29 protein-coding genes are annotated in these 25,807 nt (G+C 45.6%); all 29 read right to left on the reverse strand.

All coding sequences use genetic code 11. The features are described from left to right. Window positions 1-15 precede the first annotated feature (15 nt). The 29 genes from ACQQ6X_RS05215 to ACQQ6X_RS05355 all read right to left on the reverse strand — a co-directional run bounded on the left by ACQQ6X_RS05215 (window position 16) and on the right by ACQQ6X_RS05355 (window position 25,681). Complete coding sequence (locus ACQQ6X_RS05215) at window positions 16-1,008, reverse strand: FtsX-like permease family protein (protein WP_305164492.1); 993 nt, start codon at window positions 1,006-1,008, stop codon at window positions 16-18. Window positions 1,009-1,112: 104 nt separating this feature from the next. Next, window positions 1,113-1,604: a hypothetical protein gene (locus tag ACQQ6X_RS05220; protein ID WP_305164493.1), complete on the reverse strand. Its 492-nt coding sequence runs from the start codon at window positions 1,602-1,604 to the stop codon at window positions 1,113-1,115. A 348-nt stretch (window positions 1,605-1,952) separates the two neighbouring features. Next, window positions 1,953-2,306, reverse strand: coding sequence for a hypothetical protein (locus ACQQ6X_RS05225; RefSeq protein ID WP_430493535.1), 354 nt, complete (start codon window positions 2,304-2,306; stop codon window positions 1,953-1,955). A 515-nt stretch (window positions 2,307-2,821) separates the two neighbouring features. Continuing rightward, window positions 2,822-3,625, reverse strand: coding sequence for a sporulation transcription factor Spo0A (gene spo0A, locus ACQQ6X_RS05230; protein WP_013371763.1), 804 nt, complete (start codon window positions 3,623-3,625; stop codon window positions 2,822-2,824). Window positions 3,626-3,841: 216 nt separating this feature from the next. After that, complete coding sequence (gene spoIVB / locus ACQQ6X_RS05235; protein ID WP_305164494.1) at window positions 3,842-5,002, reverse strand: SpoIVB peptidase; 1,161 nt, start codon at window positions 5,000-5,002, stop codon at window positions 3,842-3,844. Between the two features lie 123 nt (window positions 5,003-5,125). Next, complete coding sequence (gene recN / locus ACQQ6X_RS05240) at window positions 5,126-6,844, reverse strand: DNA repair protein RecN (RefSeq protein WP_149033503.1); 1,719 nt, start codon at window positions 6,842-6,844, stop codon at window positions 5,126-5,128. 58 nt (window positions 6,845-6,902) lie between these two features. After that, complete coding sequence (ahrC, locus tag ACQQ6X_RS05245) at window positions 6,903-7,352, reverse strand: transcriptional regulator AhrC/ArgR (RefSeq protein WP_305164495.1); 450 nt, start codon at window positions 7,350-7,352, stop codon at window positions 6,903-6,905. A 16-nt stretch (window positions 7,353-7,368) separates the two neighbouring features. Next, the gene (locus ACQQ6X_RS05250) at window positions 7,369-7,845 is read right to left on the reverse strand and encodes a hypothetical protein (protein ID WP_149033505.1); all 477 of its coding nucleotides are present in this window, start codon (window positions 7,843-7,845) and stop codon (window positions 7,369-7,371) included. 155 nt (window positions 7,846-8,000) lie between these two features. Beyond that, window positions 8,001-8,852 carry a TlyA family RNA methyltransferase gene (locus ACQQ6X_RS05255; protein ID WP_142612138.1) on the reverse strand — a complete coding sequence of 284 codons (852 nt, stop codon included), beginning with the start codon at window positions 8,850-8,852 and terminating at the stop codon, window positions 8,001-8,003. Window positions 8,853-8,927: 75 nt separating this feature from the next. Then, on the reverse strand, window positions 8,928-10,826 hold the full coding sequence (gene dxs / locus ACQQ6X_RS05260) for a 1-deoxy-D-xylulose-5-phosphate synthase (protein WP_305164496.1): 1,899 nt from the start codon (window positions 10,824-10,826) through the stop codon (window positions 8,928-8,930). Window positions 10,827-10,933: 107 nt separating this feature from the next. Further along, window positions 10,934-11,803 (reverse strand): polyprenyl synthetase family protein, encoded by an 870-nt coding sequence (locus tag ACQQ6X_RS05265; protein ID WP_430493597.1) that lies wholly within the window; start codon window positions 11,801-11,803, stop codon window positions 10,934-10,936. 25 nt (window positions 11,804-11,828) lie between these two features. Next, complete coding sequence (xseB, locus tag ACQQ6X_RS05270; protein ID WP_063213564.1) at window positions 11,829-12,089, reverse strand: exodeoxyribonuclease VII small subunit; 261 nt, start codon at window positions 12,087-12,089, stop codon at window positions 11,829-11,831. Continuing rightward, complete coding sequence (gene xseA / locus ACQQ6X_RS05275; RefSeq protein WP_305164497.1) at window positions 12,079-13,443, reverse strand: exodeoxyribonuclease VII large subunit; 1,365 nt, start codon at window positions 13,441-13,443, stop codon at window positions 12,079-12,081. Before xseA ends, xseB begins: the two co-directional genes overlap by 11 nt. A gap of 12 nt (window positions 13,444-13,455) precedes the next feature. After that, entirely contained in the window at window positions 13,456-14,313 is an 858-nt protein-coding gene (gene folD / locus ACQQ6X_RS05280) for a bifunctional methylenetetrahydrofolate dehydrogenase/methenyltetrahydrofolate cyclohydrolase FolD (protein WP_149033510.1), read from the reverse strand. 37 nt (window positions 14,314-14,350) lie between these two features. After that, the gene (nusB, locus tag ACQQ6X_RS05285; protein WP_149033511.1) at window positions 14,351-14,800 is read right to left on the reverse strand and encodes a transcription antitermination factor NusB; all 450 of its coding nucleotides are present in this window, start codon (window positions 14,798-14,800) and stop codon (window positions 14,351-14,353) included. 136 nt (window positions 14,801-14,936) lie between these two features. Further along, window positions 14,937-15,170 (reverse strand): DUF2273 domain-containing protein, encoded by a 234-nt coding sequence (locus tag ACQQ6X_RS05290; RefSeq protein WP_063213567.1) that lies wholly within the window; start codon window positions 15,168-15,170, stop codon window positions 14,937-14,939. A gap of 15 nt (window positions 15,171-15,185) precedes the next feature. Continuing rightward, on the reverse strand, window positions 15,186-15,725 hold the full coding sequence (amaP, locus tag ACQQ6X_RS05295; protein WP_040103448.1) for an alkaline shock response membrane anchor protein AmaP: 540 nt from the start codon (window positions 15,723-15,725) through the stop codon (window positions 15,186-15,188). Between the two features lie 74 nt (window positions 15,726-15,799). Further along, a complete protein-coding gene (locus tag ACQQ6X_RS05300) occupies window positions 15,800-16,213 on the reverse strand; it encodes an Asp23/Gls24 family envelope stress response protein (protein ID WP_013310820.1) in 414 nt (137 codons plus the stop codon). A gap of 124 nt (window positions 16,214-16,337) precedes the next feature. Then, window positions 16,338-17,681: an acetyl-CoA carboxylase biotin carboxylase subunit gene (accC, locus tag ACQQ6X_RS05305; protein WP_149033512.1), complete on the reverse strand. Its 1,344-nt coding sequence runs from the start codon at window positions 17,679-17,681 to the stop codon at window positions 16,338-16,340. 60 nt (window positions 17,682-17,741) lie between these two features. Further along, on the reverse strand, window positions 17,742-18,233 hold the full coding sequence (accB, locus tag ACQQ6X_RS05310; RefSeq protein WP_149033513.1) for an acetyl-CoA carboxylase biotin carboxyl carrier protein: 492 nt from the start codon (window positions 18,231-18,233) through the stop codon (window positions 17,742-17,744). A 138-nt stretch (window positions 18,234-18,371) separates the two neighbouring features. Beyond that, complete coding sequence (locus tag ACQQ6X_RS05315) at window positions 18,372-19,193, reverse strand: SpoIIIAH-like family protein (protein WP_305164498.1); 822 nt, start codon at window positions 19,191-19,193, stop codon at window positions 18,372-18,374. A gap of 63 nt (window positions 19,194-19,256) precedes the next feature. Beyond that, window positions 19,257-19,898 (reverse strand): stage III sporulation protein AG, encoded by a 642-nt coding sequence (spoIIIAG, locus tag ACQQ6X_RS05320; RefSeq protein WP_063213572.1) that lies wholly within the window; start codon window positions 19,896-19,898, stop codon window positions 19,257-19,259. A gap of 16 nt (window positions 19,899-19,914) precedes the next feature. Continuing rightward, window positions 19,915-20,682, reverse strand: a complete 768-nt coding sequence (locus ACQQ6X_RS05325) for a stage III sporulation protein AF (protein WP_305164499.1) — start codon at window positions 20,680-20,682, stop codon at window positions 19,915-19,917. 35 nt (window positions 20,683-20,717) lie between these two features. Beyond that, the gene (spoIIIAE, locus tag ACQQ6X_RS05330) at window positions 20,718-21,908 is read right to left on the reverse strand and encodes a stage III sporulation protein AE (protein ID WP_305164500.1); all 1,191 of its coding nucleotides are present in this window, start codon (window positions 21,906-21,908) and stop codon (window positions 20,718-20,720) included. Between the two features lie 12 nt (window positions 21,909-21,920). After that, window positions 21,921-22,310 (reverse strand): stage III sporulation protein AD, encoded by a 390-nt coding sequence (gene spoIIIAD / locus ACQQ6X_RS05335; protein WP_013371785.1) that lies wholly within the window; start codon window positions 22,308-22,310, stop codon window positions 21,921-21,923. Between the two features lie 8 nt (window positions 22,311-22,318). After that, window positions 22,319-22,522: a stage III sporulation protein AC gene (spoIIIAC, locus tag ACQQ6X_RS05340; RefSeq protein WP_047911045.1), complete on the reverse strand. Its 204-nt coding sequence runs from the start codon at window positions 22,520-22,522 to the stop codon at window positions 22,319-22,321. 12 nt (window positions 22,523-22,534) lie between these two features. Then, on the reverse strand, window positions 22,535-23,053 hold the full coding sequence (spoIIIAB, locus tag ACQQ6X_RS05345; RefSeq protein WP_063213575.1) for a stage III sporulation protein SpoIIIAB: 519 nt from the start codon (window positions 23,051-23,053) through the stop codon (window positions 22,535-22,537). Beyond that, the gene (spoIIIAA, locus tag ACQQ6X_RS05350; RefSeq protein ID WP_305164501.1) at window positions 23,046-24,041 is read right to left on the reverse strand and encodes a stage III sporulation protein AA; all 996 of its coding nucleotides are present in this window, start codon (window positions 24,039-24,041) and stop codon (window positions 23,046-23,048) included. The genes spoIIIAB and spoIIIAA overlap by 8 nt, the downstream gene beginning before the upstream one ends. Window positions 24,042-24,427: 386 nt before the next feature. Next, entirely contained in the window at window positions 24,428-25,681 is a 1,254-nt protein-coding gene (locus tag ACQQ6X_RS05355; RefSeq protein ID WP_013371788.1) for an aspartate kinase, read from the reverse strand. Between the last annotated feature and the right edge of the window lie 126 nt (window positions 25,682-25,807).

The raw sequence follows: 25,807 nt of genomic DNA on the forward strand, positions 1-25,807 counted from the left end.
ATTGAGCATCACAGATCACCTTTGTGTCATCTTTATATAGGAGATACCGATCACTAAAAATGAAAACAATAAAAGAAGGATCGTCGCCCCTAACATAGCCGGTTGAAGGCTTAGCTCGACATCATGCATATTTTTTCCAAAAAACCAAGAAGAGCCAAGAGCCGATATTAAGCTCAACAATAGTATTGGGAAAAAATCTTTCCACACATCTATTAATATTTTCTTTTTAGTGTACCCGTTGCTCCATTTGATCTTCATTTCAGTATTCTTTTTTTCGTTCCAAAAGATCATTACCGATAAGCTATTTACAAAGAGTACGAAAATAAAAATTATGGATGTAATTAATTGATTATTACCTCTATCAATTATATGCAAAATATTAACATTTTCCTTATCGTATACAGAAACCTGCCCGAACATTTTTTCGTTTCCAATAAAATTCAAACCATTTTGTATGGTTGAACTGCTAACAATATATTCAACACTAGATGTGATATTATCAGCATTCAAGTTCAGCAAAATTGTTCGATCTATTCTAGTAGGTATATTGTACCCAATAATCCCTATGACCTCATAATCCATATGATTATATTCGACATATTTTTTTTCATTTATGGTTTTATTTATGGGGACATCTCTACCAATAACTGCAACATGCGAATTAGATATGAAATCAGATTCAGAAAAAAACCTTCCACTTATTAATTTAGGTGGAACATAGTCCCCCTTATAAATAACACCTCGAATATCCTCTCCTTGCCTGAAAAACCTTCCGAATAATACAGTATCATTTGGTAATGCCTCATATAAAGAAGAAAAGTCAAGTTCAGTTTTTGATGTTTTGAAAGACAAAGCATTATCATCATAAAAGTTATTACTTAGTTTCTTTACGAGATTTACGTTTTCATTATAAAACAATGTAAATAAGCAAGCGAAACTGAACAGGGTGATAGCGATAAACAAAAGCACATCTAAAATTTTGACACGAGTTATACGAATATTGTTCATAATATATCCTCCAAGATAGGTAACAAGGTGAATTGTTTGGTGAATTTTTTAATAATAAAGTTACTAAAAACAGAAGTTCATATCAGAAATATTTCGTTGAAAAATTAGATACCGTAGTATGTTTTGGCTACACCGGATCTGAGTGCGTTATAGTTTTCCCAAGCAGACCGCGCATAGGATCTTCCTTGGTTGGTGCTCCATACTCGTCCAGAATCTCCATACACTGATCCAGTCAATTGTTCAAAACGTGCTCTCGTATAACTGTCTAGCTTTGTCTTCCCTTGCTGGGCCTGAGTGTTTCCCCAAACCTGTCTGTTGTTTCCATCCCAATCAATTCCTGAATTGTGATCGTATGTTATAGAAGCATTGTCTAATGGAGTAATTGATTTAAGAGTTACATTATTAGGGATATGCAATTCTTCCTTGGTTGAGATTACCAAGTTTGGATCAACTGCTTGGTTAAGTTCTGCCGCACTGTCGGCAGCATATGCGGGAACACTCGCTAATAAAAGACACGAACTCAATGCAAGGCCCATAATTTTTTTCTTTATGATTAAATAAACTCCCTTTCTACTTAAATTCACCTTGATAACCATGAAACATTATACTTCTAGTCCATTTTATTGTAAAGTAGGATTGTTAATCCATGTGTGTGGTTCTTTTGAAAAGGTAGTGATTCATTAGCAATATCCTTCTGCGTTTTTACCAAAGTCAAATTATTTGACTTTGTATACTTTCGTGAATGCTGATTTCCCCTATCTCCTCCATGTTCTATCTCATAAATTATCACCTCTCCAACTCAGCAATGACTTAGCAAGTTTTCAGCAATACAAAAAAGACTAGACGGATAATTCCATCTAACCTTCACACAAATTTTTTATGGTTTTATGATCTGCCTTGTTTCCCATCTTGACTACTCGTTGTTTGTATACTTATGACTAATACTAATAAAAAAGTCTTCGTGCATAGCTTTCTAAATTATGGTACTCCGTCTTGGCTTCAGCTAGGACAAATTTTTGATAACGTTCGACAATTATCCTGTAACTAAGGATTGAGCGTTCATCATTAATTATAATGGATTTCCTCATACCATCTAATAAGAACCGAACTCCCTTTTCGTACTGGCCTCTGGACAAACAATATTCAGCCAATTCACTCAATACGCCAACAAGCTGATTATTAATATTTTGCTGATCATTGGTTTGTATTCCTGTGTGATCATGTATGTTTGAAATTTCACACTCAAATCTATTCAGAATATTATCTACGTTCATGTTATAGCGATTGGCTGCGATCATAATGTTCCATAGACCCGGAAGAATCTCATCTTTCGTTCTTGTAATGAGATCAGCATATGCAGGAAGTACCTCTCTATATCCAGCTAAGTGTCAAGACGTTTGACAAATGGCTCAAATTGGAGTGGAAATTTCTTTCCTGATCATCTCTAATCTGAATTTTAAATATGCGATATTGACAGACGGCTAGGCGTTCAGAATGTTGATATTTCTTCTGATGTTCTCGTTCCAGATACACTGCAAATAATTTTAGTGTTTGCTCGTAGCTGGCTAATGTCTTTTTGCAAGATTACGACTTGTACAATACAGCATTAAATTCTCAATTTGGAATGTAATCTCCGAAAATATAAAAAATCCATCAATTGATTTGCCAAATTACTTGACCAATCAATTGATGGATTTATACATATACTCGTAAATATATTATTTGTTTTCACTGCCAAACCTTCACAGCAAAATGAAGAATTAGTTGGTTTCACCTTCAGGCTCAAGCCTTACCACGCCTGCTTTTAGTCCTTTCAGGACACCTTATTCTCAATCCGCAGCTTGTCTGCGACCATCGCTATAAATTCGCTGTTGGTTGGTTTGGACTTGCTGATATTAATAGTGTAGCCAAACAGGTGGGAAATGCTATCGATATTTCCACGGGTCCATGCTACCTCGATAGCATGACGAATGGCGCGTTCTACACGAGAAGCCGTCGTTTTGAATTTTTCGGCAATTGCTGGATACAGAGTTTTGGTGATGGCTCCTAAAATTTCAATGTTATTGTAGACCATCGTAATGGCTTCACGTAGATATTGATATCCCTTGATGTGGGCGGGTACACCAATCTCATGGATGATGGCTGTGATACTCGCATCCAGGTTTTTCGTTTTACCCATAGGTACAACATTAGAGCGCATGGATGAAACGGTCACCGGGCTGTTGCTGACTAATTGCGGTCCTACCAATTGGCGTATACGGTTAGCGAGCACTTCCATGTCAAACGGCTTCAAAATATAATAAGATGCCCCGAGCTGAACGGCCCTCTGTGTAATATTTTCTTGACCGAATGCAGTCAGCATAATGATTTTCGGTTGTGGAGTCAGGTTCATTTCTCTCAAACGCTCCAATACACCGAGACCATCCAGATGAGGCATAATAATATCTAAAATAAGTACATCAGGTATGTTGCGGGATTCTGCGATGCGTTGGAGCACTTCTTCGCCGTTGAAGGCGATTCCTGTAACTTCCATATCCTCCTGATCGGAAATATATTCAGCAAGCAAATTCGTAAATTCCCGGTTGTCATCAGCCAACAATACCTCAATTTTTTGCAATGTACTTCCTCCTTATTGAGTGTTATTCCATTGGGACATCTGTTTGCACTTCATAAATATTTCTTGTCGGAGTATATGATTTCGACATCGAATTATGAATTCCTTCTGTCGAAAATTATTTTTATTTATTTTTTTTATGAATTCTATTATAATTGAATTTTTATCGTGTGCTTCTGAGTTATTCCCCTATTTTTCGACAAAAAAATCTTAAGGCCGCTAGCTCGCCTTAAGATTAGAGGATGACTTCAAGCTCAGTTTATTATTCATGATTCCTGCATCACGCAACATCCATTCGATAAAACATCCGTAACCTGATTTAGGATCATTAACAAATACATGTGTTACCGCTCCGATTAGCTTACCATTTTGGATAATCGGACTCCCGCTCATCCCTTGTACGATTCCGCCAGTCTTATCTAATAACTTTGGATCTACAACTCGAATGACGAGCCCTTTGGTTGCCGGTTTATCCTGCTGAGAAATGTGTACAATTTCTGCCTGAAAACGCTGAATTTGTTGACCTTCCAGCACAGTCAAAATTTCTGCTGGTCCTTCCTTCACTTCATTCGCAAGTCCAACAGGAATAGGCGTCGAATACAAGCCATTTTGCGGTTCATCTGACATTTTCCCAAATATTCCAAAGTTCGTATTTCGTTCAATATTTCCTAGGATCCGATGATCTTTGAGAAAATGAGCACGCTTTTCTCCGGGTTCCCCACTCTGGCTCTTCGCAATTGACGTCACATTGGATTGCACAATTTCTCCGCTGCCCACGACAATGGGGGTTTGAGTATTCATATCGGTAATTACATGGCCCAAGGCTCCGTAAACTCCTTGGTCCGGTGCATAAAACGTCAATGTACCTACACCCGCAGCCGAGTCCCTAATATACAACCCAAGCCGCCACGCTTTATCATCTTGATCATATGCTGGGGTTAACTTAGTGGAAATCGTCTGTTCGCCTCGACAAAGGGTAATGTCAAGCGGCTTTTTGGTTTTACCTGCCTCGTCTACGGCTTCCGCTACCTTGGCGAGACTGTTAAGGGGTTTGCCATTCATGTGCGTTATTCGGTCACCTAGGCGTATACCAGCTGTTTCACCAGGCGAAACCTTACGATCCTTACTTTCCTGAATGATATGGTGACCAACAACAAGCACTCCTGAAGATTTTACTTTGACCCCGATCGTCTGCCCCCCCGGGTATACTTTTAAGTCGGGAATTACGCTTTCTTGGGTTGTCGCCATGCTTTTAGAGCCAAACAAATCCAAAGAAGCTTGTAGAGGCAGCGCTGCTTGCACATGCCGAGCGTTACCAAGAGAACACATAATAAAAACAAGCAAAAGACCGAGCAATTTGATCCTGGAGTAAAAATTCAATGGCTGTCACGCTCCCTTTGCTTCTTTCGCTTGACGAGTAAAGGTGGTCGCCAATTGCGTACCTATAAGGTAACCTTGCCCCCAGGCTTTTATAACTGTTAATCATTACGCCTGCCGCTCTTTTCAGGCTTTCTTTCCTTCCGCCAAATTCAGCATTTCCTGTGCGTGATGCAATGTTTTTTCGGTAATTTCTACGCCGCCCAGCATCCGTGCCAATTCCTTGACACGACCTTCCTCTGTTAGTCCCTCAATTTGAGTCATGGTCCGTCCGTCATGAACGTTTTTCTCAATAAGGTACTGATGATCTGCCATACATGCCACCTGCGGCAAATGAGTAATGGAAAACACCTGACAAACAGAAGACAAACGATACAGCTTCTCGGCAATGGACTGAGCTGCACGACCACTTACCCCGGTATCCACCTCGTCAAAAATGAGTACCGGAATTTGATCATGACGTGCAAAAATACTTTTCATCGCCAACATAATACGTGATAACTCACCACCGGAAGCGATTTTACCAAGTGGGCGAAGTGGCTCACCTGGATTGGGCGAAATCAGAAATTCCGCATTATCTATCCCTTGCTTGGTAGGTCGTACCTTTAAACCTTTATATTCATATCCTCGTGGATCTTCAATTGGATCAATTCGCACCTTGAGTGACGTTCTTTCCATTTGAAGATCTTTTAATTCCTGCTCTACCTGCTCTGCAAGCTCTTCAGCACAAATTTCACGGGCTTCTGTAAGCTCTTCAGCAATCTCCAGCAAACTCGAAAGCAACTCATCCCGCTTTGCGATAAGCTGCTCCAGCCGCTCATCTTTATTTTCCAACAGATCGGTTTCCTGCTCAATACGGCTATAGTATTCCAAAATCTGCTCTATACTATCACCATATTTTCGCTGTAATCCGGTAATCTGATTCAAACGCTGCTCCACCTCATGGAGCTTGCCTGGATTAAATTCAATATCCTCGCGATAAGAACGTAATTGAAATGCTGCATCCTCCAACTGGTAAAAAGCAGACTGAATCTGCTCCGCAATAGGCTGAAGGTGTTTACTATCATAGCTCTGAACATCATTTAATCTGGACAACACATTATTGACCGTATCCAGCCCACCTCTGCCACTTAACAGCTCGTATGCTCCTGATATCCCATCCATCATTTTCTCACTATGGGATAGCTTGACCCGTTCCTCTGCCAATAATTCATCTTCACCCAATTTCAACTCCGCCGCGGCAATTTCCTCCAATTGGAAGCGATACATGTCCAATAGCTGATATGCCTTTTGACTGGAGCTTTGCAATTCTCTTACTTCTTTTTCCGCCTTCACAAAAGCATTGTAGCGTTCTCTGTAAAGCGCCTTGACTGGACCGATGACCGAATCACCGAACGTATCCAGCAGCGCCAGATGACGATCTGCACGCAGCAAACTTTGATGCTCATGCTGCCCATGGATATTAACGAGTTGCTCACCTACTTCACGCAGCATCGTTAAGTTAACCATCTGACCGTTAATTCGAGATGAGCTTTTCCCCTGAATTGTAAGTTCGCGGCGAATCAGCAAATGTTCTTCTGGATTAGCCTTAATCCCTTGTTGCTCCAATGTACTCCAAACAGGATGTTTGACCGGAAGTTCAAACAAGGCTTCCATCTCTGCTTTATCACAACCGTAACGCACGAGGTCTGCAGAGCCCCTGCCGCCTGCAATCAGTCCAAGTGCGTCGATAATAATGGATTTACCAGCACCAGTTTCCCCGCTTAATACATGAAACCCTTTATAAAAATGAACATCGACAGCCTCTACAACTGCCAAATTCCGTATAGACAAAGTGACCAGCATCGTTCTTTCACCTCTATGATGTACAAATTAAAACGCCTAATATGCGTAGCCATTATAATTAGGAAATGTAGCCCATAAGACGATTCACGATAGTTTCGCTGTTTTCTTCCGATCGGCAAATAATCAAAATGGTGTCATCCCCGCTAATCGTACCCATGATCTCAGACCATTCAATATTATCTAATAAAGCAGCAATTGAGTTAGCTGTTCCTGGCAGACACTTCATCACAATCAGATTGGTTGTGTAGTCAATATGCAAAAAGTTGTCAACCAATGTACGTTTCAGCTTCTGTGCTGGATTGTAGCGCTGGTCTGAAGGCATCGAATATTTATATCTGCCGTCGTCCATTGGAACCTTTATGAGCAGCAGTTCTTTGATGTCCCGGGATACAGTTGCTTGTGTAACCTGGAAACCAGCCATACGCAATGCTTCAACTAGCTCATCCTGCGTTTCAATCTCATGTTGTGAAATAATTTCCCTGATTTTAATATGTCGTTGGCCCTTCATATAATCCTCCTATGGATTAATCTTCATATTCCTCTTCTTCGAGGTCTTCCACTAATGTAATAAGGCGAATACTTTTCTCGTCCGTATCAACGTACAATACTCCCGCACAGCCCGGATAGAGCAGCAAATAAGGCATAAGCCTGTCCCTCAAATCAGGACCGCTCCATTCCATGGGTTGCTTGCGGCGCGACGTTTTGACCATATATGTCGAACCGTTACGTACAGCTACGTAGTCTATAAACAAACGACTATACACGGTATGTCCATTCACATTAAAAGCAAGCGGTATTTTCATTTTCCCGCCCACCACTTCATAACCTGCTTCCTCTAGCTGGTCCACAGCAGGTCCTTCGTTCAAATCCTCGTTAATCGGTATCGTTTTGAGCACAAGCGGTCCCGGCTCCTTTAACCAGGCACGCAGGCTATATAAAGCCCATATCCCTAAGATCACCCCGATCACAGTAATGATAACCGTATCGTATCGCGTCTCCATGAACCGATCACCTCATGGACATATTCTAGGACATGAAGCGAAATTCCTTTTCATCTGTACATCTCATTATAGGCGAACGTGAGTTCTACAATCAATCCCTCACACCAAAAAGAGGTTCTCTTAAGTTCACAGAACTCATGGAGAACCCCTGAATGTCACTTACGCGATGGGCCGTTATTAAAAGTCTGACCTGCTTCCTGAACAGTTCGTTCAATTAGTGGACTGAAATCCACCTTCTCCGGCTGTGATTCAGCAGACGGAAGGCCATCCAAACGCCAATGTGCTAAAAACTCAATATTTCCTTCGCCACCTGTAATAGGGGAAAAGGCCAAGCCTTGCAATGTCAGGCCAAGCTCATGTGCAAACATCAAGATGGTCTGCAGCACTTCTTTATGTGTAGCAGGCTCTCGAACCACGCCAGATTTCCCAACCTTTTCGCGACCAGCTTCGAATTGAGGCTTGATTAGAGCTACAATATCAGCAGGTTGTTGCAGCAATGCAAGTAACGGCGGCAGAATAATCCGTAACGAAATAAAAGAAACATCAATACTTGCGAAGTTAGGTACAGGACCGCTCAAATCCGCAGGTGTCATATATCTGAAATTCGTTTTTTCCATCACGCATACACGTTCATCATTACGAAGTGACCAATCCAGCTGGTTATATCCCACATCAATAGCATACACATACTCAGCTCCATGCTGAAGCGCACAATCCGTAAAGCCTCCGGTTGATGAACCGATGTCCAGCATCGTCCTGCCCTTCATGTCCAGCTCAAATTGACGGATGGCCTTTTCGAGCTTCAAGCCTCCACGGCTTACATACGGATGCACGGAACCTTTAACTTTAAGCTCACTGGAACGTGGTACCTTCATCCCCGCTTTTTCGATCCGTTCACTGTCCGCCAACACTAGGCCTGCCATAATCGCGGCTTTTGCTTTTTCGCGACTTTCAAAAAAACCTTGTTCTACAAGCAATACATCAATGCGTTCCTTCGGAACAGACATGTTAATCTCCCTTTTGGCAGCCAGGCTGCTCTTGTCATACTTTTTATAATATCATGTTATTTACTTTAAGTTACGCTATACAGATTGTCCCATGCCATATGCTGGCTCAGCGGACCATTTACGCAACTTTAGACACACAGCTTCAACGGTTAGCCCCACTTCAGCGCGCTGCTCTTTGATGGAGCCGTGCTCTACAAACAGATCAGGAATTCCCATTAAGCGCACCTGTGCATCTTGTATTTCTTCTTTGGCGTAAAATTCCAGTACAGCGCTGCCCAAACTTCCCGCTTCAGAAGCTTCTTCCAATACAATCAGCTTCGTATGCTGACGGGCCAGCTCACGCAACATCTCCTCGTCCAAAGGCTTGAGGAAACGGGCATTCACGATACCCACTTGCATCCCTTCACGTTTCATCGTTTCCGCAGCCTCTGTCGCCACTTGGAGCATCGGCCCTGAAGCGATTACAGCGTAGCCCTCGCCTTTACGCAGAAGCTCCCAGCTGCCGATGGGAAGAGTACGCAATTCTTTATCCAACGGCACACCAACCACATTAACACGTGGATAACGATAAGCAATTGGACCGTCTTCGTAGTCGAGTGCTGTTTTCATCATATGGCGCAGCTCGTTCTCATCCTTTGGCATCATAAGCACAAGATTCGGGATATGACGCAAGAATGCTACATCAAACACGCCATGGTGAGTCTCACCGTCTGCACCAACAAAACCAGCACGATCAATCGCGAACATCACATTCGCATTATGACGACAAATATCGTGCACAATTTGGTCATATGCACGCTGCATAAAGGTGGAATACACCGCAAATACCGGCTTCATCCCTTCCATAGCCAACGCTGCACACATGGTTGCAGCATGCTGCTCAGCAATACCGACGTCAATCATACGTAAAGGAAACTCTTTACTAAATGGTACCAGTCCTGATCCACCAGGCATTGCAGGGGTAACCGCAATGATGCGCTCATCCTGCTCAGCCAGTTCAATCAGCGTTCTACCGAAAATTTCCGTATACATCGGATTGCCTACAGATTTGAGTACCTGACCTGATTCAATTTTGTATGGACTGATGCCATGCCACTTGTACGAATCAGCCTCTGCAGGCTTATAACCTTTACCTTTGGTGGTTACGACATGCACTAATACCGGACCAGTAACGTTGTCAGCCTGCTGAAAAGTTTCAATTAGCTTGGACAAATCATGTCCATCAACCGGACCAAGGTACGTAAATCCCAGCTCCTCAAATAACACACCTGGCACCATCATATATTTAAGACTGTCCTTGACACGGCCAGCCGATTTGGCAAGTTTACCGCCTATAGCGGGTATTTTTTTCAGCAAAACTTCCAGCTCATCCTTTGCCCGCAAATAGTGACGGTCAGAGCGGATTTTGCTCAAATAATTATGCATGGCCCCTACATTCGGGGCGATGGACATTTCATTATCATTCAAAATGACCATTAAATTTTTACGTTCATGACCAATATGGTTTAAGGCTTCGAAGGCCATGCCTCCAGTCAATGCTCCGTCCCCGATCATTGCAATAACTTTATTGTCCTCGCCCTTCAAGTCTCGTGCCAAGGCCATCCCCATTGCAGCCGAAAGAGAAGTACTGCTATGTCCAGCCTCCCAAACATCATGCTCGCTCTCGCTTCTTTTTACAAAACCACAAAGTCCATCACGCTGACGAAGTGTATCAAAACGATCCATTCGCCCTGTCAATATTTTGTGCACGTAGGCCTGGTGCCCAACGTCATAAATCATCTTGTCCTTTGGACTGTTATAGCAATAATGCAGGGCGATCGTGAGCTCAACCACTCCCAGATTCGATGCCAGATGCCCCCCAGTCACGGACAGCTTCTCAATCAAAAAGCTCCTGATTTCCTCGGCTAGAGAAGCCAACTCCTCAACCGACAGTGATTTCAGATCGCCTGGTTGCTTTATGTGTGGAAGCAGCACGTATATCTCCCCGCTTTCCTTCAAGTTTGTGTGTAAAGTTAACAAATATTATATCACACTTTTGGATTGTGCTTAAACGCAGACAAGTTAAAGCAATTCCAACACTCCTAATGATCACGCTTCATCAGGTAATCCGCTATCTCCAGTAATCGCGAAGAATCGGGAATACCACTTTCTGCAATCACTTTTTTGGCAGAGGCTGTGAGCTCTTCCACTTGTCGCAGAGATGCGTCCATACCGATGAAATACGGATAGGTAACCTTCTCCTGTTCAACATCACTCTGCGTTTTTTTCCCCATTTTGCTTTCATCGCCTACGAGATCCAATATATCGTCCTGAATCTGAAAGGCCAGTCCCAAATCTTGTCCAAAGCGGCGAAGGGCCTCTAACTGGCTCTTGTCCGCCCCACCAATCCGACCACCTGCCAAAAGTGAGAAAATGATCAAATCAGCCGTTTTATGAAGGTGGATATATTCCAGTTCCTCGATCCCTGTTATTCCCTGCTCGCCTGACATATCTGCAACCTGTCCACCTACCATGCCTCTGGCACCGCTCATTTCGGATAAATCCTCAACTATGGACAATAGTGCATCGGAAGAAACACCGTGACGACGTCCCGCCTGCACGATGCTGTAAAACGCATGGGTCAGCAAAGCATCGCCCGCAAGAACAGCAACCGCCTCGCCGTATACCTTATGATTCGTCAGCTTTCCTCGCCGATAATCATCATCATCCATCGCCGGCAAGTCGTCGTGAATGAGGGAATACGTATGTACCATCTCTACCGCACATGCTACTGGCATCGCCGCTTCCCTACTTCCACCAAATGCTTCCGCAGCGGCGATCACAAGCAGAGGCCGCAGCCGTTTCCCGCCTGCGGTGAGTGAGTAATCCATAGATTCCCGAAGAATAGCGGGAATATTCCAATGCCCCGGAAACTGCTCGGTCAATGCAGACGAAACTGCATCCGCCGTCACAGTCAGATATTCCTTGAACGACGGTCTATTCAAGTACTTCACCGCCGTTTTCGTCCAATCCACCGCCAAAAGGCTTCTTGCGCAAATCCCCATCCTCTTCCACAATCATTTCAATTTTACGTTCGACTTGCTCCAGCTTCTGACTGCAAAGCTGAGACAGCTTCATCCCCCGCTGGAACAAATCAATGGCTTGTTCCAGAGGAACGTCTCCATGCTCTAGTTGTCCGACAATTTCTTCAAGAGCGGCCATGGCCGCTTCAAAATTCAATTCCGATTCATTCGCCACCGTGCTTCGCGTCCTCCTTCATTCCCCATACTTGGCAGTCTAACTGCCCGTCACTCACTTTTATCTTGATGGAATCTCCCGGTTGTACATCTTTGAGCGACTTGATTAGCCGTTTCTCCTGCTCATCGTACACCAAGCTGTAGCCTCGGGCCATGACTTTGAGCGGACTCAGCGCATCCAATTGACGAATTCCAGTGTGCAGCTGCTGTCGTCCCGTTTTTGTGATCGCACGCATCGCAGACTCCAGCTGCCGTTGCGCCATATCTGTCTGTTTGCGTGCTGAACGAATTTGTTCACGCGGATTAAACCGCTCTAGTACCTGACGCATACGGGCGTTTTTCTCTGCGTTTAAGCGTGAACGGTTAGTTGCTGCACGGATCAGACGCTGATGCAGCATGTCCATCCGCTCTGCATGCTGGAGCATATAGCGGCGCGGATGCAGCAGCACTGGCGAACGCTGAAGCCGCAGCAAGCGTTCACGGCTGGCTTCCAGCCGCTGCCGGAGGGCATTCCGTAACCGTTGCTCCCGCTGGAGCAGCTGATCCCGAAGCTCTCCCTGATGAGGGACGGCCAGCTCAGCCGCTGCGGTTGGCGTCGCTGCACGCAAGTCGGCCACAAAATCAGCAATGGTAAAATCCGTTTCGTGTCCAACTGCCGAAATGACAGGAATGACCGATGCGTAAATGGCACGCGCAACCGCTTCCTCATTAAACGCCCACAATTCTTCCAAGGAGCCACCGCCCCGTCCAACGATCATCACCTGAACCTCTTGCATCCGATTCATGGCTTCAATGGCCTTTACGATCGAGGGGGCGGCACCTTTTCCTTGCACAAGAACTGGATACAACACGATTCCAGCCTGCGGGTATCGCCGTTGAAGTGTGGTGATAATATCACGGACAGCCGCTCCGGTCGGTGACGTAATTACGCCAATGGTTGCCGGGTGAGCTGGCAGATCCCGTTTGCGAGCGGTATCAAACAGCCCTTCTGCATCAAGCTTTTGTTTGAGCTGTTCATAAGCCAGATAAAGGCTACCTATACCGTCAGGCTGCATTTGAGTCGCATAAAATTGATATTGTCCATCCCGTTCGTACACGGATACGTTTCCCCGGGCGATAACACGCGTACCTTCCTTCGGTACGAAAGGGAGCCGTCTGTTATGGGTTGCAAACATAATCGAACGTATGCGGCTCCCCTCATCCTTGAGCGTAAAGTACATGTGGCCACTCGAATGATGCGTAAAGTTTGAAATTTCCCCGCGTATCCATACATCAGACAGTACCTGATCGGATTCCAGCTTCATCCGGATATAACGATTCAGGTCCTTTATAGAGTAAATACGTTGTTCAGCCACAGGCAACTGCCTTTATGCCAAACCGTGCGAGCGCTTGGCCGCTACGAGCGTATTTTGCATCAGCATTGTAATCGTCATGGGACCTACACCGCCGGGAACAGGCGTAATCGGACCGGACACTTGCTTTACGCTCTCAAAATCAACGTCACCCGCCAGCTTCCCGTTCTCCAGACGATTCATTCCCACATCGATAACCACTGCACCTGGCTTAACGAACGAAGCATCAATAAAGTTGGCTTTACCAATGGCAACGACCAAAATATCCGCTTGCTTACTGAGCTCGGCCATATTTGCTGTCCGAGAGTGACACATCGTAACCGTAGCATTTTCACGCTGCAGCAATAAAGACACTGGCTTGCCCACGATATTACTGCGACCAATAACAACTGCATGTTTACCAGCTATTTCTACTCCAGCGCGTTTGATTAACTCGATGACTCCAGCGGGAGTACAAGGCAACAGGCTATCATCACCAATCACCAGATTCCCTACATTTACGGGATGAAATCCGTCAACATCTTTCTCTACTGCAATCGCGTCAATGACAGCTTTTTCATGAATATGCTTTGGCAACGGCAGTTGTACCAAAATTCCATGGATATTACTTTGATGATTCAGCTTATCCACCAGTTTCAGTAGTGCTTCTTGCGAAGTATCTGCCGCCAGTCGATGAACCTCAGAGTAGTAGCCGAGGTCATGACACGCCTTTTCCTTATTTTTAACATACACCTGAGAAGCAGGGTCCTCGCCTACCAGTACAACAGCCAGTCCCGGTTGAAAGCGGTGTTCTTTCAAACGAATGACCTCTTGCTGAATGCTTGTCCGAATATCCTGAGAGATTTGTTTACCATCAATGATCGGTGCTGACATGTTTATCCACTCCCCAACCTGATTCCGTAGTCTCTAATTAAAAACGTGCTTTCAATTGCTCCAACTCTTGTATAACTCGCCCCAGCACACCATTAACAAACTTACCCGATTCCTCGGTGCCAAAATGCTTCGATAATTCAATGGCTTCATTGACTGCTACCTTGGCTGGAACATCCTCGCGGAAAATCATTTCATATACCGCAAGTCTCAAAATTTGACGATCCACACGGGAAAGTCGGCTAATCTGCCAGCCTTTCAGGTAATCCGCCAACAGCCCGTCAATAGCTTCCTTGTGCTCCCATGTGCCACGCACATGCTCCAAAACATACGCTCTTAACACTGCCGCGTTTTTAATCACGACCTCGGCCTCGTTTTCCTCAGCCGCCTCCTGAAGCAGCATATCTACAGCTGCCGCTGCATCTACTTCATTCATTTCCATATGGTACATGCTCTGTACCGCTAATTCCCTCGCCAGACGTCTTTTCATGCCCTGCCTCCTACGCTTGCCTATATCTATTTTTCATTGTAACCAATTTCCACAAAAAAACCTGTGAACGCATCCTCCAAAACCGTTGGGCGCAAATAAGCTACAGCTCTATTTTGGAGAACACGTATCACAGGGTTCATTTAAAAGGACGCCAACGTTGCGACAACCATTCACCCCATTCTTTCCAAGGAAAGAATGAACCAAGCGCTGAATCGCTCCGTCTTCCTAGCGTATATCCGATGAACACCATCAATGCAAAGAACAACATATTCCAAAAGCCTGCCCACAAATAAATAAAACCGAAAAAAATACCAGCCGTGATCCCCATGATCCGGCCCTTGTAACTTCCCCATATTTCTTTCCAGGGCATCAGGGAAAATCACCTCTATTCCACACGACTCTTAAAGCTTGGTGACTGAGAAACATTAGCGATGTACACCGACACATTGGACACTGGAATTCCTGTAATTTCTTCCACATGGTCGTGTACCCCCTTTTGTACCTCGGAGGTTAACACCGGAATGGAGCTTTCCCCGTCAACAATCGCCCGAATCGTAATATCAAGTCCCGATTCCAACACACGAACACGTGCTTTCAGATCCTGCATCCCGCGAAATCGGGAAGCCGCTTTGAGGCACAGGTTTTCGATGGTATCCACCGAAATCTGAATATCACCATATTCGGTTCGTTGATCAATAGAATGCTGTACGGTTTGGTTCCGTCGAATAGAGATATAAAAAAAACGAAGACTCAATAACAACAGAACTCCTGCGATAATCAAGCTGGTAAACCATACCACTCGCTCATCCTCAATACTTAAAACATACGGAATGGCCCCGCTTAGGAGGAGGATGGCGAGAATGGAGATAATTCCGATACTTAAGCTGTACAAGAACAGCAGAAGTCTGTCCATCACTTTGGCCACGAAACGCACAGCCTCCTTAAATTAGAGTAAACCCTCGACCCATAAGGATCGGGGGTTTGTACAAAAGCATCGCTCTATTTAACCCGTCCGGCGCCCAGAACTTCCGGCTCTTCCACTTTTTCAGCATTTTTGAATTGAACATCATGAATTTGCACGTTCACTTCAACCACGTTAAGACCTGTCATATTTTCAATGGAACGCTTAACATTATGCTGAATAGCAGCAGCCACCTCAGGCAGACGGTTACCATACTCAATAATAACGGAGACGTCTACAGCAGCTTCACGCTGTCCGACTTCAACCTTTACACCCTTGGATAAATTTTTGCGGCCTAGCAATTCGGCAAATCCGCCAGCAAATCCGCCACTCATTCCCGCTACGCCCGGCACCTCGACGGTAGCCAGTCCGGCAATGACTTCAATAACTTCCGGGGCTATTTGAATCTCCCCAATTTCTGTACGTTCGAATTCGGTTGGCACTGTGCTCATACCTTCAACACCTTTCGGTCAAAATAAGTTTCATCCAGCTTTGGATATCAAAGCAGACATGCTCACTTATTATCCATACTATATCATTTGGCGTTCATTATGACAAACTGAGGAAATATACCGCTTAAACTTCGTTATCCTCCAAAAATTTAATATCAAAATCGCCTTCAATAAAGGTCGGATGCTCTAGCAAGCGCTGGTGAAAAGAAATCGTTGTGGGGATGCCCTCAATCGCAAACTCCGTCAAAGCTCGCTTCATTTTAGCAATTGCCTCCTGCCGTGTAGGCGCCCACACAATCAGCTTGGCGATCATAGAATCATAGTAAGGCGGAATGCTATAACCTGGATAAGCAGCACTGTCTACACGTACCCCAGGACCGCCTGGAGGCAGATAAAATCCGATCTTACCCGGTGCAGGCATAAAATTACGATCTGGGTCCTCAGCGTTAATGCGACATTCTATCGCCCAGCCATTGATAGTGACTTCTTCCTGCGTAAAGGAAAGCGGATGTCCTTCAGCTACTGAAATCATTTCTTTGATCAGATCGACACCAGTAATCATTTCTGTTACTGGATGTTCTACCTGAATCCGTGTGTTCATTTCCATGAAGTAGAACTTATTGTCTGGGCCAAGCAAAAATTCGAGCGTGCCTGCACCAGAGTATTGTACAGCCAAAGCTGCACGAACAGCTGCCTGTCCCATTTCTTCACGGACATCCTGCGATAGTACTGGACATGGTGCTTCCTCCAACAACTTCTGACGACGACGCTGTACAGAGCAGTCCCGTTCGCCCAAATAGGCAACATTACCATGCTTGTCCGCTATGATCTGTATTTCCACGTGCTTCATACCAGTCAAATATTTTTCCAGGTACACACCCGCATTACCAAAAGCCTTTTGTGCTTCCTGCTGAGCGGTAGTAATTTGCTGGATAAGGTTATCCTCGTCTTCAGCGATACGAATCCCTTTACCACCACCACCTGCTGTGGCCTTGATAATGACCGGATACCCGATATCACGTGCGATGCTGATCGCATCCTGCACATCCTCAACCAGTCCGTCTGAACCTGGAATTACCGGGACTCCGGCATCCTTCATGGTCTGCTTAGCGACAGCCTTATCTCCCATTTTGTTAATTGCTTCAGGAGAAGGTCCAATGAAGGTTATATTGCACGATTCGCAAATTTCTGCGAAGTCTGCATTTTCCGCTAAAAATCCGTAACCCGGATGAATGGCATCACATTCAGTTAATGTAGCAACACTCATCAGGTTCGTAAAATTAAGGTAGCTGTCCTTAGACAACGTTGGTCCGATACAGTAAGCCTCATCTGCGAGACGCACATGTAGCGAATCCTTGTCAGCTTCCGAATAAACGGCAACTGTCGAGATATTCATTTCGCGGCAAGCGCGAATGATACGAACTGCAATTTCTCCACGGTTCGCGATCAATACTTTTTGAAATGTCATGACTTTATCCTCCCTGGGAGCAGTCTTGTCGAACCCTCAAAAAAGGGACAACCAAGCTTCTTACTCCGGTTTCACAAGGAACAATGGCTGGCCATACTCCACCAACTGTCCGTTTTCGGCCAAAATTTCCACAATTTCGCCCTTCACTTCAGCTTCCAACTCGTTCATCAACTTCATCGCTTCAATGATACATACCGTTGTTTTTTCGCCTACTTTACTGCCGATACTCACATACGGAGCCGTATCCGGGGATGAAGAACTATAGAAAGTGCCTACCATCGGAGATACGATTTTATGTAGATTGCTTGCATATTCCTTCGGCTCCCCAGCAGTTGCATGTCCAACATCGGACTGTACTTGTGGATTCGGAATTGCAGCTTGTGGCGCCACTGTATAAGCAGGTGCTGTTACAGGAGCCTGTACCGTAACGATCTCGCTTTTGCCCGGTTTACGGATCATCAGGCGAGTTCCTTCATTTTCAATTTCAAGCTCATGCACAGACGTTTCATCCACCAGCTTGATCAATTCCTTAATCTCGCTTAATTTAAACATCTCTATTAATCACTCCTTCAGCATTTTGCCGGTTGCTGATAACATTTTTGAAACAGCTTTATGTATTATATCACAATCATTAAAAATAGAAAGAGCCCGGGATTATGCAGAAATCCGGGCTTTTTCACGTTTTTTGTCTTATTGTGTAACATACTGGACACTGATCTTGTCCTGCGTAACGTTCAATTCCTTCATGACTTTATCGACAATCGTTACTGCTTGCTTCGCATCCAATTTTTCACTTAAAACTACTACTTTGTATTTATCAGCATCTTCCTCGCGGACAACCGCATTGGCAAATTGCTGCTGTAGCTCTTCCTCGATACCGGTAATTTTAGCCTGTTTATCTTCAAGTACATGCAATTCCTTTTGCGCCTCTGCGGCTTTCTGAGGTGTACTATCATTCATTGCGGTAGTCAGCTGGTCATTTTTCTTTTGGTTTTCCACATCCCGCTCCAGCAAATAGTTATCAATCACAGCTGCCGCTGTTGGTTGGGCTGCTTGTTCGCTTGCCACTTGGTCAAGTACCTGTTTGTCAGTTTTGGTACCAGAGGCTGCTTTATCATCACTTTTGGCTGTTGTGTCTGTCTTAGCTTCAGTTGTGTTTTGACCGGATGCAGTCGATTCAGCAGCTGGAGGGGCGGCTGTGTCTTTACCGCCTTTTGATGATTCTGTTGCTGGATCAGTTGTAGAAGCCGTGTCCTTTGTGGAAGTCCCTGCTGTTCCGTCAGTTACTTCTCCATTGGTTACCACTTCATTTACTTTCAGTCCGTTCATTTGTTCTTCTGCCTTTGACGTTGCTTCCTGGGCAGCATCCTGTTTAACCTTGCTTACCTGCTCGCTGTCTGCCACTGGCGGATTGGTCGGACTTGAATCCTCCGTAAACAAATAATATGCAGACAGTACCACCATTAAACTCAGCATGGACACCAGCCAAACAGTTTGTCTTTTATTATTCATGTTACGTCCTCCATATTCATATGTGGTTTGCAATATTAACTTCTTTGTTCCCCAATTCCAATATTATCCTTGCTTACGCGGAACGACTGAAATTTTGTATGAAGGTACATTCAGTCCCTTCTGCACAGCGTCCACAATAAGCTGCTTCACGGTAGGATTTTCTGCCCCCATAGCTACAACAAGCACTCCCCGGACCTGTGGTTTTACTTTTTTGGTAACAATCGGGGTGTGCTGACCGCCCGATGATTCATAGGTAACAATCTCGCCATCGCGCGTATATTGGGTCGTGTGCCTTTGTCCACCATTAGCATCCGTCTCGTTATTTTCCTCCTGCATGTCCTTCACATTCCGTTGAACGATCACTTCTTCGGTAGAATCTACCGTAACCATAACATCGACGGTTCCCACGCCAACAATTTGCTCCAGCATCTGTTTCATATTGTCCTCAAATGCCTTCTCGATTCCGGCAAAGGAACTATCTTCACCTCCCGCCGTTTCTAACGAAGGCTCATTTTTCATTACGCCAGGCGGTTCTCGTCCTACATTTTCTGGGTCGACTTTTTTCACATTAACAAATGAATTAAAGAGCATGATCGCTACACCAATAAGACCAAGAATAAGCAGCCAACGAAATGAATTGAATCTTTTCGCTCCGTCCCCCCCTCCACCCAGCCATTGCTCCAGCTTTTTCGACCATTTCCCCATTTCGGATCACCTCCTGTTACCATTTATGTGTTCCATCCTGCGGACCAATCACCTGAACATATTTACTGTCGATCCCCCATTTCTCGCGTAAAATTCCTGTTATTAAGCCAAAAGTATTCATATCCGCAGGTTTGCCGCCCTCTGTGGTGTCGTCAGGACTACGATCATCTTCTCGCGTTCCTTCATTATGATTTGAGGTTTGGGACTGCGTCGGCTCCACACGAATATTCACTGTGTTTTTAGCTACAGGCTCCACCATAACCGGCTTGATTTCAGTTCCCGTTAGGTCGTCTGCATTTTTTTCTTTTTTTGTCTTCTGCTCTGCTAATTTGACCACGACTGACCGAACTCCCGTTCCAGATTCTAACCCTGTTTCTTTCTGCTGAATTTGACCAAGGGACACCTGAACCGATTGAATGGCTAACCCTGTGTACTGCTCCAACTGACCTTTCATTTCCTTAGCTACCTCTTTGCCAGCCCATTGCATAGAGTTTTGTTCCTGCTGCTGCTTCAGCTTGTTGCCTTTAGCCAATATTTCCTCCAATGTTGGTTCCCTGGTACCTATCTCTGCCTGGCGCTGCAGATCCAAGGCTCGCCCCAGAACCTCTGAGGGACTGCTGCTCAGCAAGCGCACGATCGGAGAGAGCAGTGTCAGTAACACAAGCAGGCTGAGTACGAGTTTCACATACCTTTCCATCGATCGGCTCGGTAAGATCATATCGACAAAGGAAGCCAGCAGTACGATTAGCACCAGTTCCTTAAGCCAGCCTCCTAGCCAGGTCACGTCACTCCCTCCCTCTCGTTGGATTTGTGCATATATCACCTCATCATGACCGTCATGTTGCCTGCTGCGAGCATGACTGTAATCGCAAGGAAGGACATTAATCCCACGGCCGCCAGTGCTGCAAAAACATAAATCATACTCTTGCCGATGGCATCCAGACATTCCACAATAGGCGTGTCTCCCAAAGGCTGCATAATCGCTGCGGTCACTTTATAAATGAGGGCTAATGTCAGAATCTTAAGGGCAGGAAAAGCGCACAGGAACAAAATAATAATGACTCCCACAAGGCCGATGGCATTTTTAACGAGCAGTGATGCCGAAATGACTGTATCTGTCGCGTCTGCCAGCGCCTTACCTACCACCGGAACAAAGCTACCTGTAATATATTTGGCTGTGCGGATCGTTAATCCGTCAGTAACCGACGATGTTAATCCCTGTACTGAAATGACTCCTAGAAAAATGGTCAGAAGCACTCCTAGCACAGCAACTCCACCGTTCCGCAGCAGATCAGCTAACTGGGTCAGCTTGTATTTGCCTGTTAGCGAATTGACCAAGTACAGCACAGCCGAGAAGAACAGCAGCGGGAAAACAAGCGTATGAATGACTGTTCCAACCGTGTTGATCATAAATACAATCAGCGGGTGAGTCACTGAAACGGTGACGACATTCCCCATCGAAGCCAACATGGTAAAAAGCAAGGGCAACATCGCCATCATGAAGTGAATCATGCTGTCAATTGCTTCTTTGGCATAACCAATCGCTACACTAAAGCTATTAATCGCCAGAATGATAATGACCATGTACACGATAGCGTAGGCAACTTTGCTGACCTGCTTGCTTTCAAAAGCGCTTTGCAGCGTTTCCAGCACCATACTCATAATGCTGAGCATGACAATGGTAACGAGCAGCTTGGCATTCACCCGGATTTCATGGATGAAGAAATCAGCAATGGCCATCAACACACCTTTAATACTGAATCCCTCACCACCCGGAAGCAGCATGTCCATGAAAGAAGGGGTCTTTTGGTCAGGGAAAAATCCGCCGTATTGCTTCATAAGTCCATCCCAATAATGTTCTACATCATCTTTGGGCATTTGCTCCGCCTGTTGCCTGATCCATTCGTTTGTAGGTGTATCTGCGAAGAGGGCGGCTGCCGAGGCGCACCAGAGACATAACAGCAAAATCACAATCACTTTGAGATTTGGCATGCCCCCCAGCCTTTTCATGGCATCACCCCCTTAGGCGGGCATCAGCTTCAGAATGGTATCAATAATGATGCTAATAATCGGGATTGCGAGTACCATGATGAGTACCTTGCCAGTAAGCTCTATTTTGGAAGCAATGCCGTCTTGCCCCGCATCCCGTACGATCTGTGCTCCAAATTCGGCAATATAGGCGATACCGATTATTTTTAATACGGTTTTAAAATAAATCATGTCCATACCTGAAGACCTAGCCAGTCGCTCCAGCACAGCAACCACAGATCCAATCTTGCCAATCAGCAGCAAAAAAATGACGATCCCCGCAGCTGTTGCAATCAAAAAGGCAAACATCGGCTTCTGTTCCTTGATGACTAAAATGAGGACGGTGGCAACGAGGGCGAAGCCCACCACTTGAATGATTTCCATATCTTCACCTAATGAAAAAGAAAAATAGATTTGATCTCTTGCAGAAGGTTATCCAGCATTCGCACTACCATGAACAGCACGACAACGAAACCGATGACCGTCACCCAGTGGGCCATGTCTTCTTTGCCCATTTGCTTGAGTACGGTATGAATCATAGCGATAATAATGCCAATTCCTGCAATCTGGAAAATCGCGTTCACTTCTAAATTCATTCGAGCACCCCGCTAATAGATCAAAATGACGATCAATGCTCCGATCAGCAGTCCCAGGCTTCTGCTCATACGCTCGTATCTCACCTGATCTGCCTGCGCCTGCGCTTCTTCATGGGATAACTGCTGGATGGTCAGCGCAATGTGCTTGATCTGGTCTTCACGGTCGCTGGTTCCAAGGCTGTAAGCAAGCTGACGCATCGCTTCCTTCTCGGCCTGCTTCATAGAGGAACGGCTCCACGAGACTTCAATCGCTTTATGCAAGCTTTCTCTGGCGGTCAGCCCAAAAGAGGGGTGCATCCAGCGTGAGGTTTGCTGAAACAGGGTGCGTAGAGGCTCTCGTAAGGGCTCCCCTGTCTTGGCGAAAGCATCTGGTAACGGAGACACCCCGTAAGAAACCTCAGTGGTCAGCCTTTGCAGCGCGAGAATTAACTCTCTGATTTGCCGCGGTCTCATGGCAAATTGTCTTGCACGCTGCCAGCCCGCCAGCGTGGTGGCTAGTATAACCAAGACAGCTCCCAGCAGCTTAAGCATAGGAGATGCCTCCGCTCTGTCCTTCACCAGGCAGTGTCAGCCTGCGCTGCTTGGCATCTGCCAGCCGAAAAGAGACCCCCCGGCTCGTCCGCTCCAGCATGACGTAGAGCTGGAACAGCTCCTGTCCAATAGTTAATCCGGCAAAGGCAGGCCGGCTTGCCATTTCAGCCACATCGCGACCATGTGCGGAAGCAATGACTGCAATGCCTGCATGAAGCGCTTCACGCACCGCTTCTGCATCTTCTGGTCGCCCGATTTCATCCACAATCAGGACATCTGGTGACATCGAACGAATCATCATCATCATGCCCTCTGCTTTCGGGCATCCGTCCAATACATCGGTGCGAGGCCCGACATCAAAACCGGGGATGCCCTTATGACTGCCAGCAATCTCAGAGCGTTCATCTATAATGCCCACCTTAAGTCCACTTCGTCGCCCTCCGTTGCCTTGCATCCCTCCATAACTCAGTTGCCGAGCCAAGTCCCTTAGCAACGTCGTCTTGCCATGCTGAGGCGGTGACAAGATGAGCGTATGCCGTATTGTCCCGGATTTTTGATCCACTACATAAGGTAATATTCGATCAGCTATGCCAGGAATGGCCCGGGCAATTCGTACATTAAAGCTGCTTATATCCCTCAAATGCTCTACTCGTCCCCGGTTGAGCACGGTTCTCCCTGCCAAGCCAACACGATGACCACCAGGGATCGTAATAAATCCTTTGCGAAGCTCCTCTTCCATGGTGTATAAGGAATGATTACTGATAAAATCCAGCAGTCGGTGGGCAGCCTCGCGATTAGGCTTATAGGCTTCCGCAGGGTTCAAGGTCAGCCGACCAGCAGTCGTTACAAAGTGGTGATCCCCATTCGCATTAACCTCCAGCGGCCTTCCTTCCCGGACCCGGATTTCTTCCAGTTGCTTGAATACCGTTTCTGGAAGCCTTCCGAGTAAACCGTGCAACGGTTCCGGAAATAACTCCAGCCATTCCATACCAGTGCCGCCTCCTCACAGTTGTCCTTTTTCTTTAAGACAAGTCTATGGCTGACTCTCGCTTTTTATGCCGAAAATATATTGAAAACCAGTCGAACATTTGCTCACTTCGATCCACGTCCAATAGAGCTTTCTCCCGCTTGCTCCAGCAGCTTCCCCTGCTTTGCATAATAAAAAAAGGGCTCCCTCAAAGCCTTGGCGGCTAAGGAATGCCCTTAAATAAAAAAAGCTAGATTGAATCAAAAGAGGTTGTTCCACAGTCTGACTCTCACTGGTGGCACAACCTCCTAACCTACTGATGTATTCTATGATTTATCAATCTATAAATAGGGTATAATATATTGACCTTTCCCCGTTATAATAATTTTCTAAATCACTTGATGTTATTAACGGCGGTCTTTAGGCCCGCCCACAAACGCTTGCTCCTCGGTATCCAGATTATAAGCTGTATGCAATGCTTGAATAACCTCATGAAGCTTTCCAGCTTCAATAACACATGATACCTTGATTTCAGAAGTACTTACCATTTTAATGCTAACACCTTGCTCAGCCAGCACTGCAAACATTTGCGCTGCAACACCCGGGTGGCTAACCATTCCCGCACCTACGATGGATACCTTTACCAGGTTTTCCTCGGACGTTACTTCACGGTATGGAAGCTCTCCACGAATACCTTCCAGCGTCTTAAGTGCAGCTTCACGATCTGTCAGAGCTACTGTAAAGGAGAAATCTGCTTTACCAGCTTCAACTCCGCTCTGCACAATAATGTCTACATCAATTTTGGCTGCTGCCAGTGTTCCGAAAACTTTTGCCAGTACACCAGGGATATCTGCAACGCCCAAAATACTGATTCTTGCTACATTTTTATCATACGCAATTCCACTGACTACAACGCCTTGCTCCATTACTGCATCCTCCTTTACGACCGTTCCTTCGTTATGGTTAAAACTGGACCGCACAATCAACGGTACCCGGTTATGTTTGGCATACTCTACCGCACGAGGGTGTAAAACGGCCGCACCCAAATTGGCTAATTCCAGCATCTCATCATAAGAAATTTCTTTGAGCTTACGGGCCACCTTTACGATCCGTGGATCTGTTGAATATATGCCGTCCACATCCGTGTAAATTTCACAGGCATCCGCTTGAATTGCTGCCGCCAGCGCAACAGCCGTCGTATCTGAACCACCACGTCCCAGCGTCGTAATATCTCCATCTGCAGACATCCCCTGGAAACCAGCTACAACCACAATTTTGTTGCTGCTCAGTGCATCCAGCACACGCTGAGGTTGAATATCCGTAATCCGTGCCCGACCAAAGTCAGATTCAGTACGGAAGCCAGCCTGCCATCCCGTAAACGATACCGCTTCATGACCGAGCTGCTGAATAGCCATGGACAATAATGCAATTGAAATTTGCTCGCCTGTCGTCATCAGCATATCCAGCTCACGTGCAGGTAACTGCTCATTTAATAACTTGGCCTGGTCAATCAATTCGTCTGTCGTGTCTCCCATTGCGGAAACGACCACTACACATTGATGCCCTTCACTCTGTTTCTCAACAACGCGTTTTGCCACGCGTTTCATGCGCTCCGTGTCACCGACGGAACTGCCTCCGAATTTCATGACATACAAAGACAACGATACTCACTCCCTCAGACTCAACAGTATGTAACCTTGAGATGGCACCAAACGAGAATTGCACGTGACATCCTGCGGCATAACTTTAGTACAGTATAATACGAAAGTGCTGTGTGGAGCCAATGT

It is taken from the genome of Paenibacillus ottowii (assembly GCF_050516475.1).
Lineage (GTDB): Bacteria > Bacillota > Bacilli > Paenibacillales > Paenibacillaceae > Paenibacillus > Paenibacillus ottowii.

Bases quoted from the DNA above. Each gene is read 5' to 3' on its own strand.
- ACQQ6X_RS05215 (WP_305164492.1), bottom strand. From the start codon at position 1,008: ATGAACAATATTCGTATAACTCGTGTCAAAATTTTAGATGTGCTTTTG.
- ACQQ6X_RS05220 (WP_305164493.1), bottom strand. From the start codon at position 1,604: ATGGTTATCAAGGTGAATTTAAGTAGAAAGGGAGTTTATTTAATCATA.
- ACQQ6X_RS05225 (WP_430493535.1), bottom strand. From the start codon at position 2,306: ATGATCGCAGCCAATCGCTATAACATGAACGTAGATAATATTCTGAAT.
- recN (WP_149033503.1), bottom strand. From the start codon at position 6,844: ATGCTGGTCACTTTGTCTATACGGAATTTGGCAGTTGTAGAGGCTGTC.
- ahrC (WP_305164495.1), bottom strand. From the start codon at position 7,352: ATGAAGGGCCAACGACATATTAAAATCAGGGAAATTATTTCACAACAT.
- ACQQ6X_RS05250 (WP_149033505.1), bottom strand. From the start codon at position 7,845: ATGGAGACGCGATACGATACGGTTATCATTACTGTGATCGGGGTGATC.
- ACQQ6X_RS05255 (WP_142612138.1), bottom strand. From the start codon at position 8,852: ATGTCTGTTCCGAAGGAACGCATTGATGTATTGCTTGTAGAACAAGGT.
- folD (WP_149033510.1), bottom strand. From the start codon at position 14,313: ATGTCAGCACCGATCATTGATGGTAAACAAATCTCTCAGGATATTCGG.
- nusB (WP_149033511.1), bottom strand. From the start codon at position 14,800: ATGAAAAGACGTCTGGCGAGGGAATTAGCGGTACAGAGCATGTACCAT.
- ACQQ6X_RS05290 (WP_063213567.1), bottom strand. From the start codon at position 15,170: ATGCCCTGGAAAGAAATATGGGGAAGTTACAAGGGCCGGATCATGGGG.
- ACQQ6X_RS05300 (WP_013310820.1), bottom strand. From the start codon at position 16,213: ATGAGCACAGTGCCAACCGAATTCGAACGTACAGAAATTGGGGAGATT.
- accC (WP_149033512.1), bottom strand. From the start codon at position 17,681: ATGACATTTCAAAAAGTATTGATCGCGAACCGTGGAGAAATTGCAGTT.
- accB (WP_149033513.1), bottom strand. From the start codon at position 18,233: ATGTTTAAATTAAGCGAGATTAAGGAATTGATCAAGCTGGTGGATGAA.
- ACQQ6X_RS05315 (WP_305164498.1), bottom strand. From the start codon at position 19,193: ATGAATAATAAAAGACAAACTGTTTGGCTGGTGTCCATGCTGAGTTTA.
- spoIIIAG (WP_063213572.1), bottom strand. From the start codon at position 19,898: ATGGGGAAATGGTCGAAAAAGCTGGAGCAATGGCTGGGTGGAGGGGGG.
- spoIIIAE (WP_305164500.1), bottom strand. From the start codon at position 21,908: ATGAAAAGGCTGGGGGGCATGCCAAATCTCAAAGTGATTGTGATTTTG.
- spoIIIAD (WP_013371785.1), bottom strand. From the start codon at position 22,310: ATGGAAATCATTCAAGTGGTGGGCTTCGCCCTCGTTGCCACCGTCCTC.
- spoIIIAC (WP_047911045.1), bottom strand. From the start codon at position 22,522: ATGAATTTAGAAGTGAACGCGATTTTCCAGATTGCAGGAATTGGCATT.
- spoIIIAB (WP_063213575.1), bottom strand. From the start codon at position 23,053: ATGCTTAAGCTGCTGGGAGCTGTCTTGGTTATACTAGCCACCACGCTG.
- spoIIIAA (WP_305164501.1), bottom strand. From the start codon at position 24,041: ATGGAATGGCTGGAGTTATTTCCGGAACCGTTGCACGGTTTACTCGGA.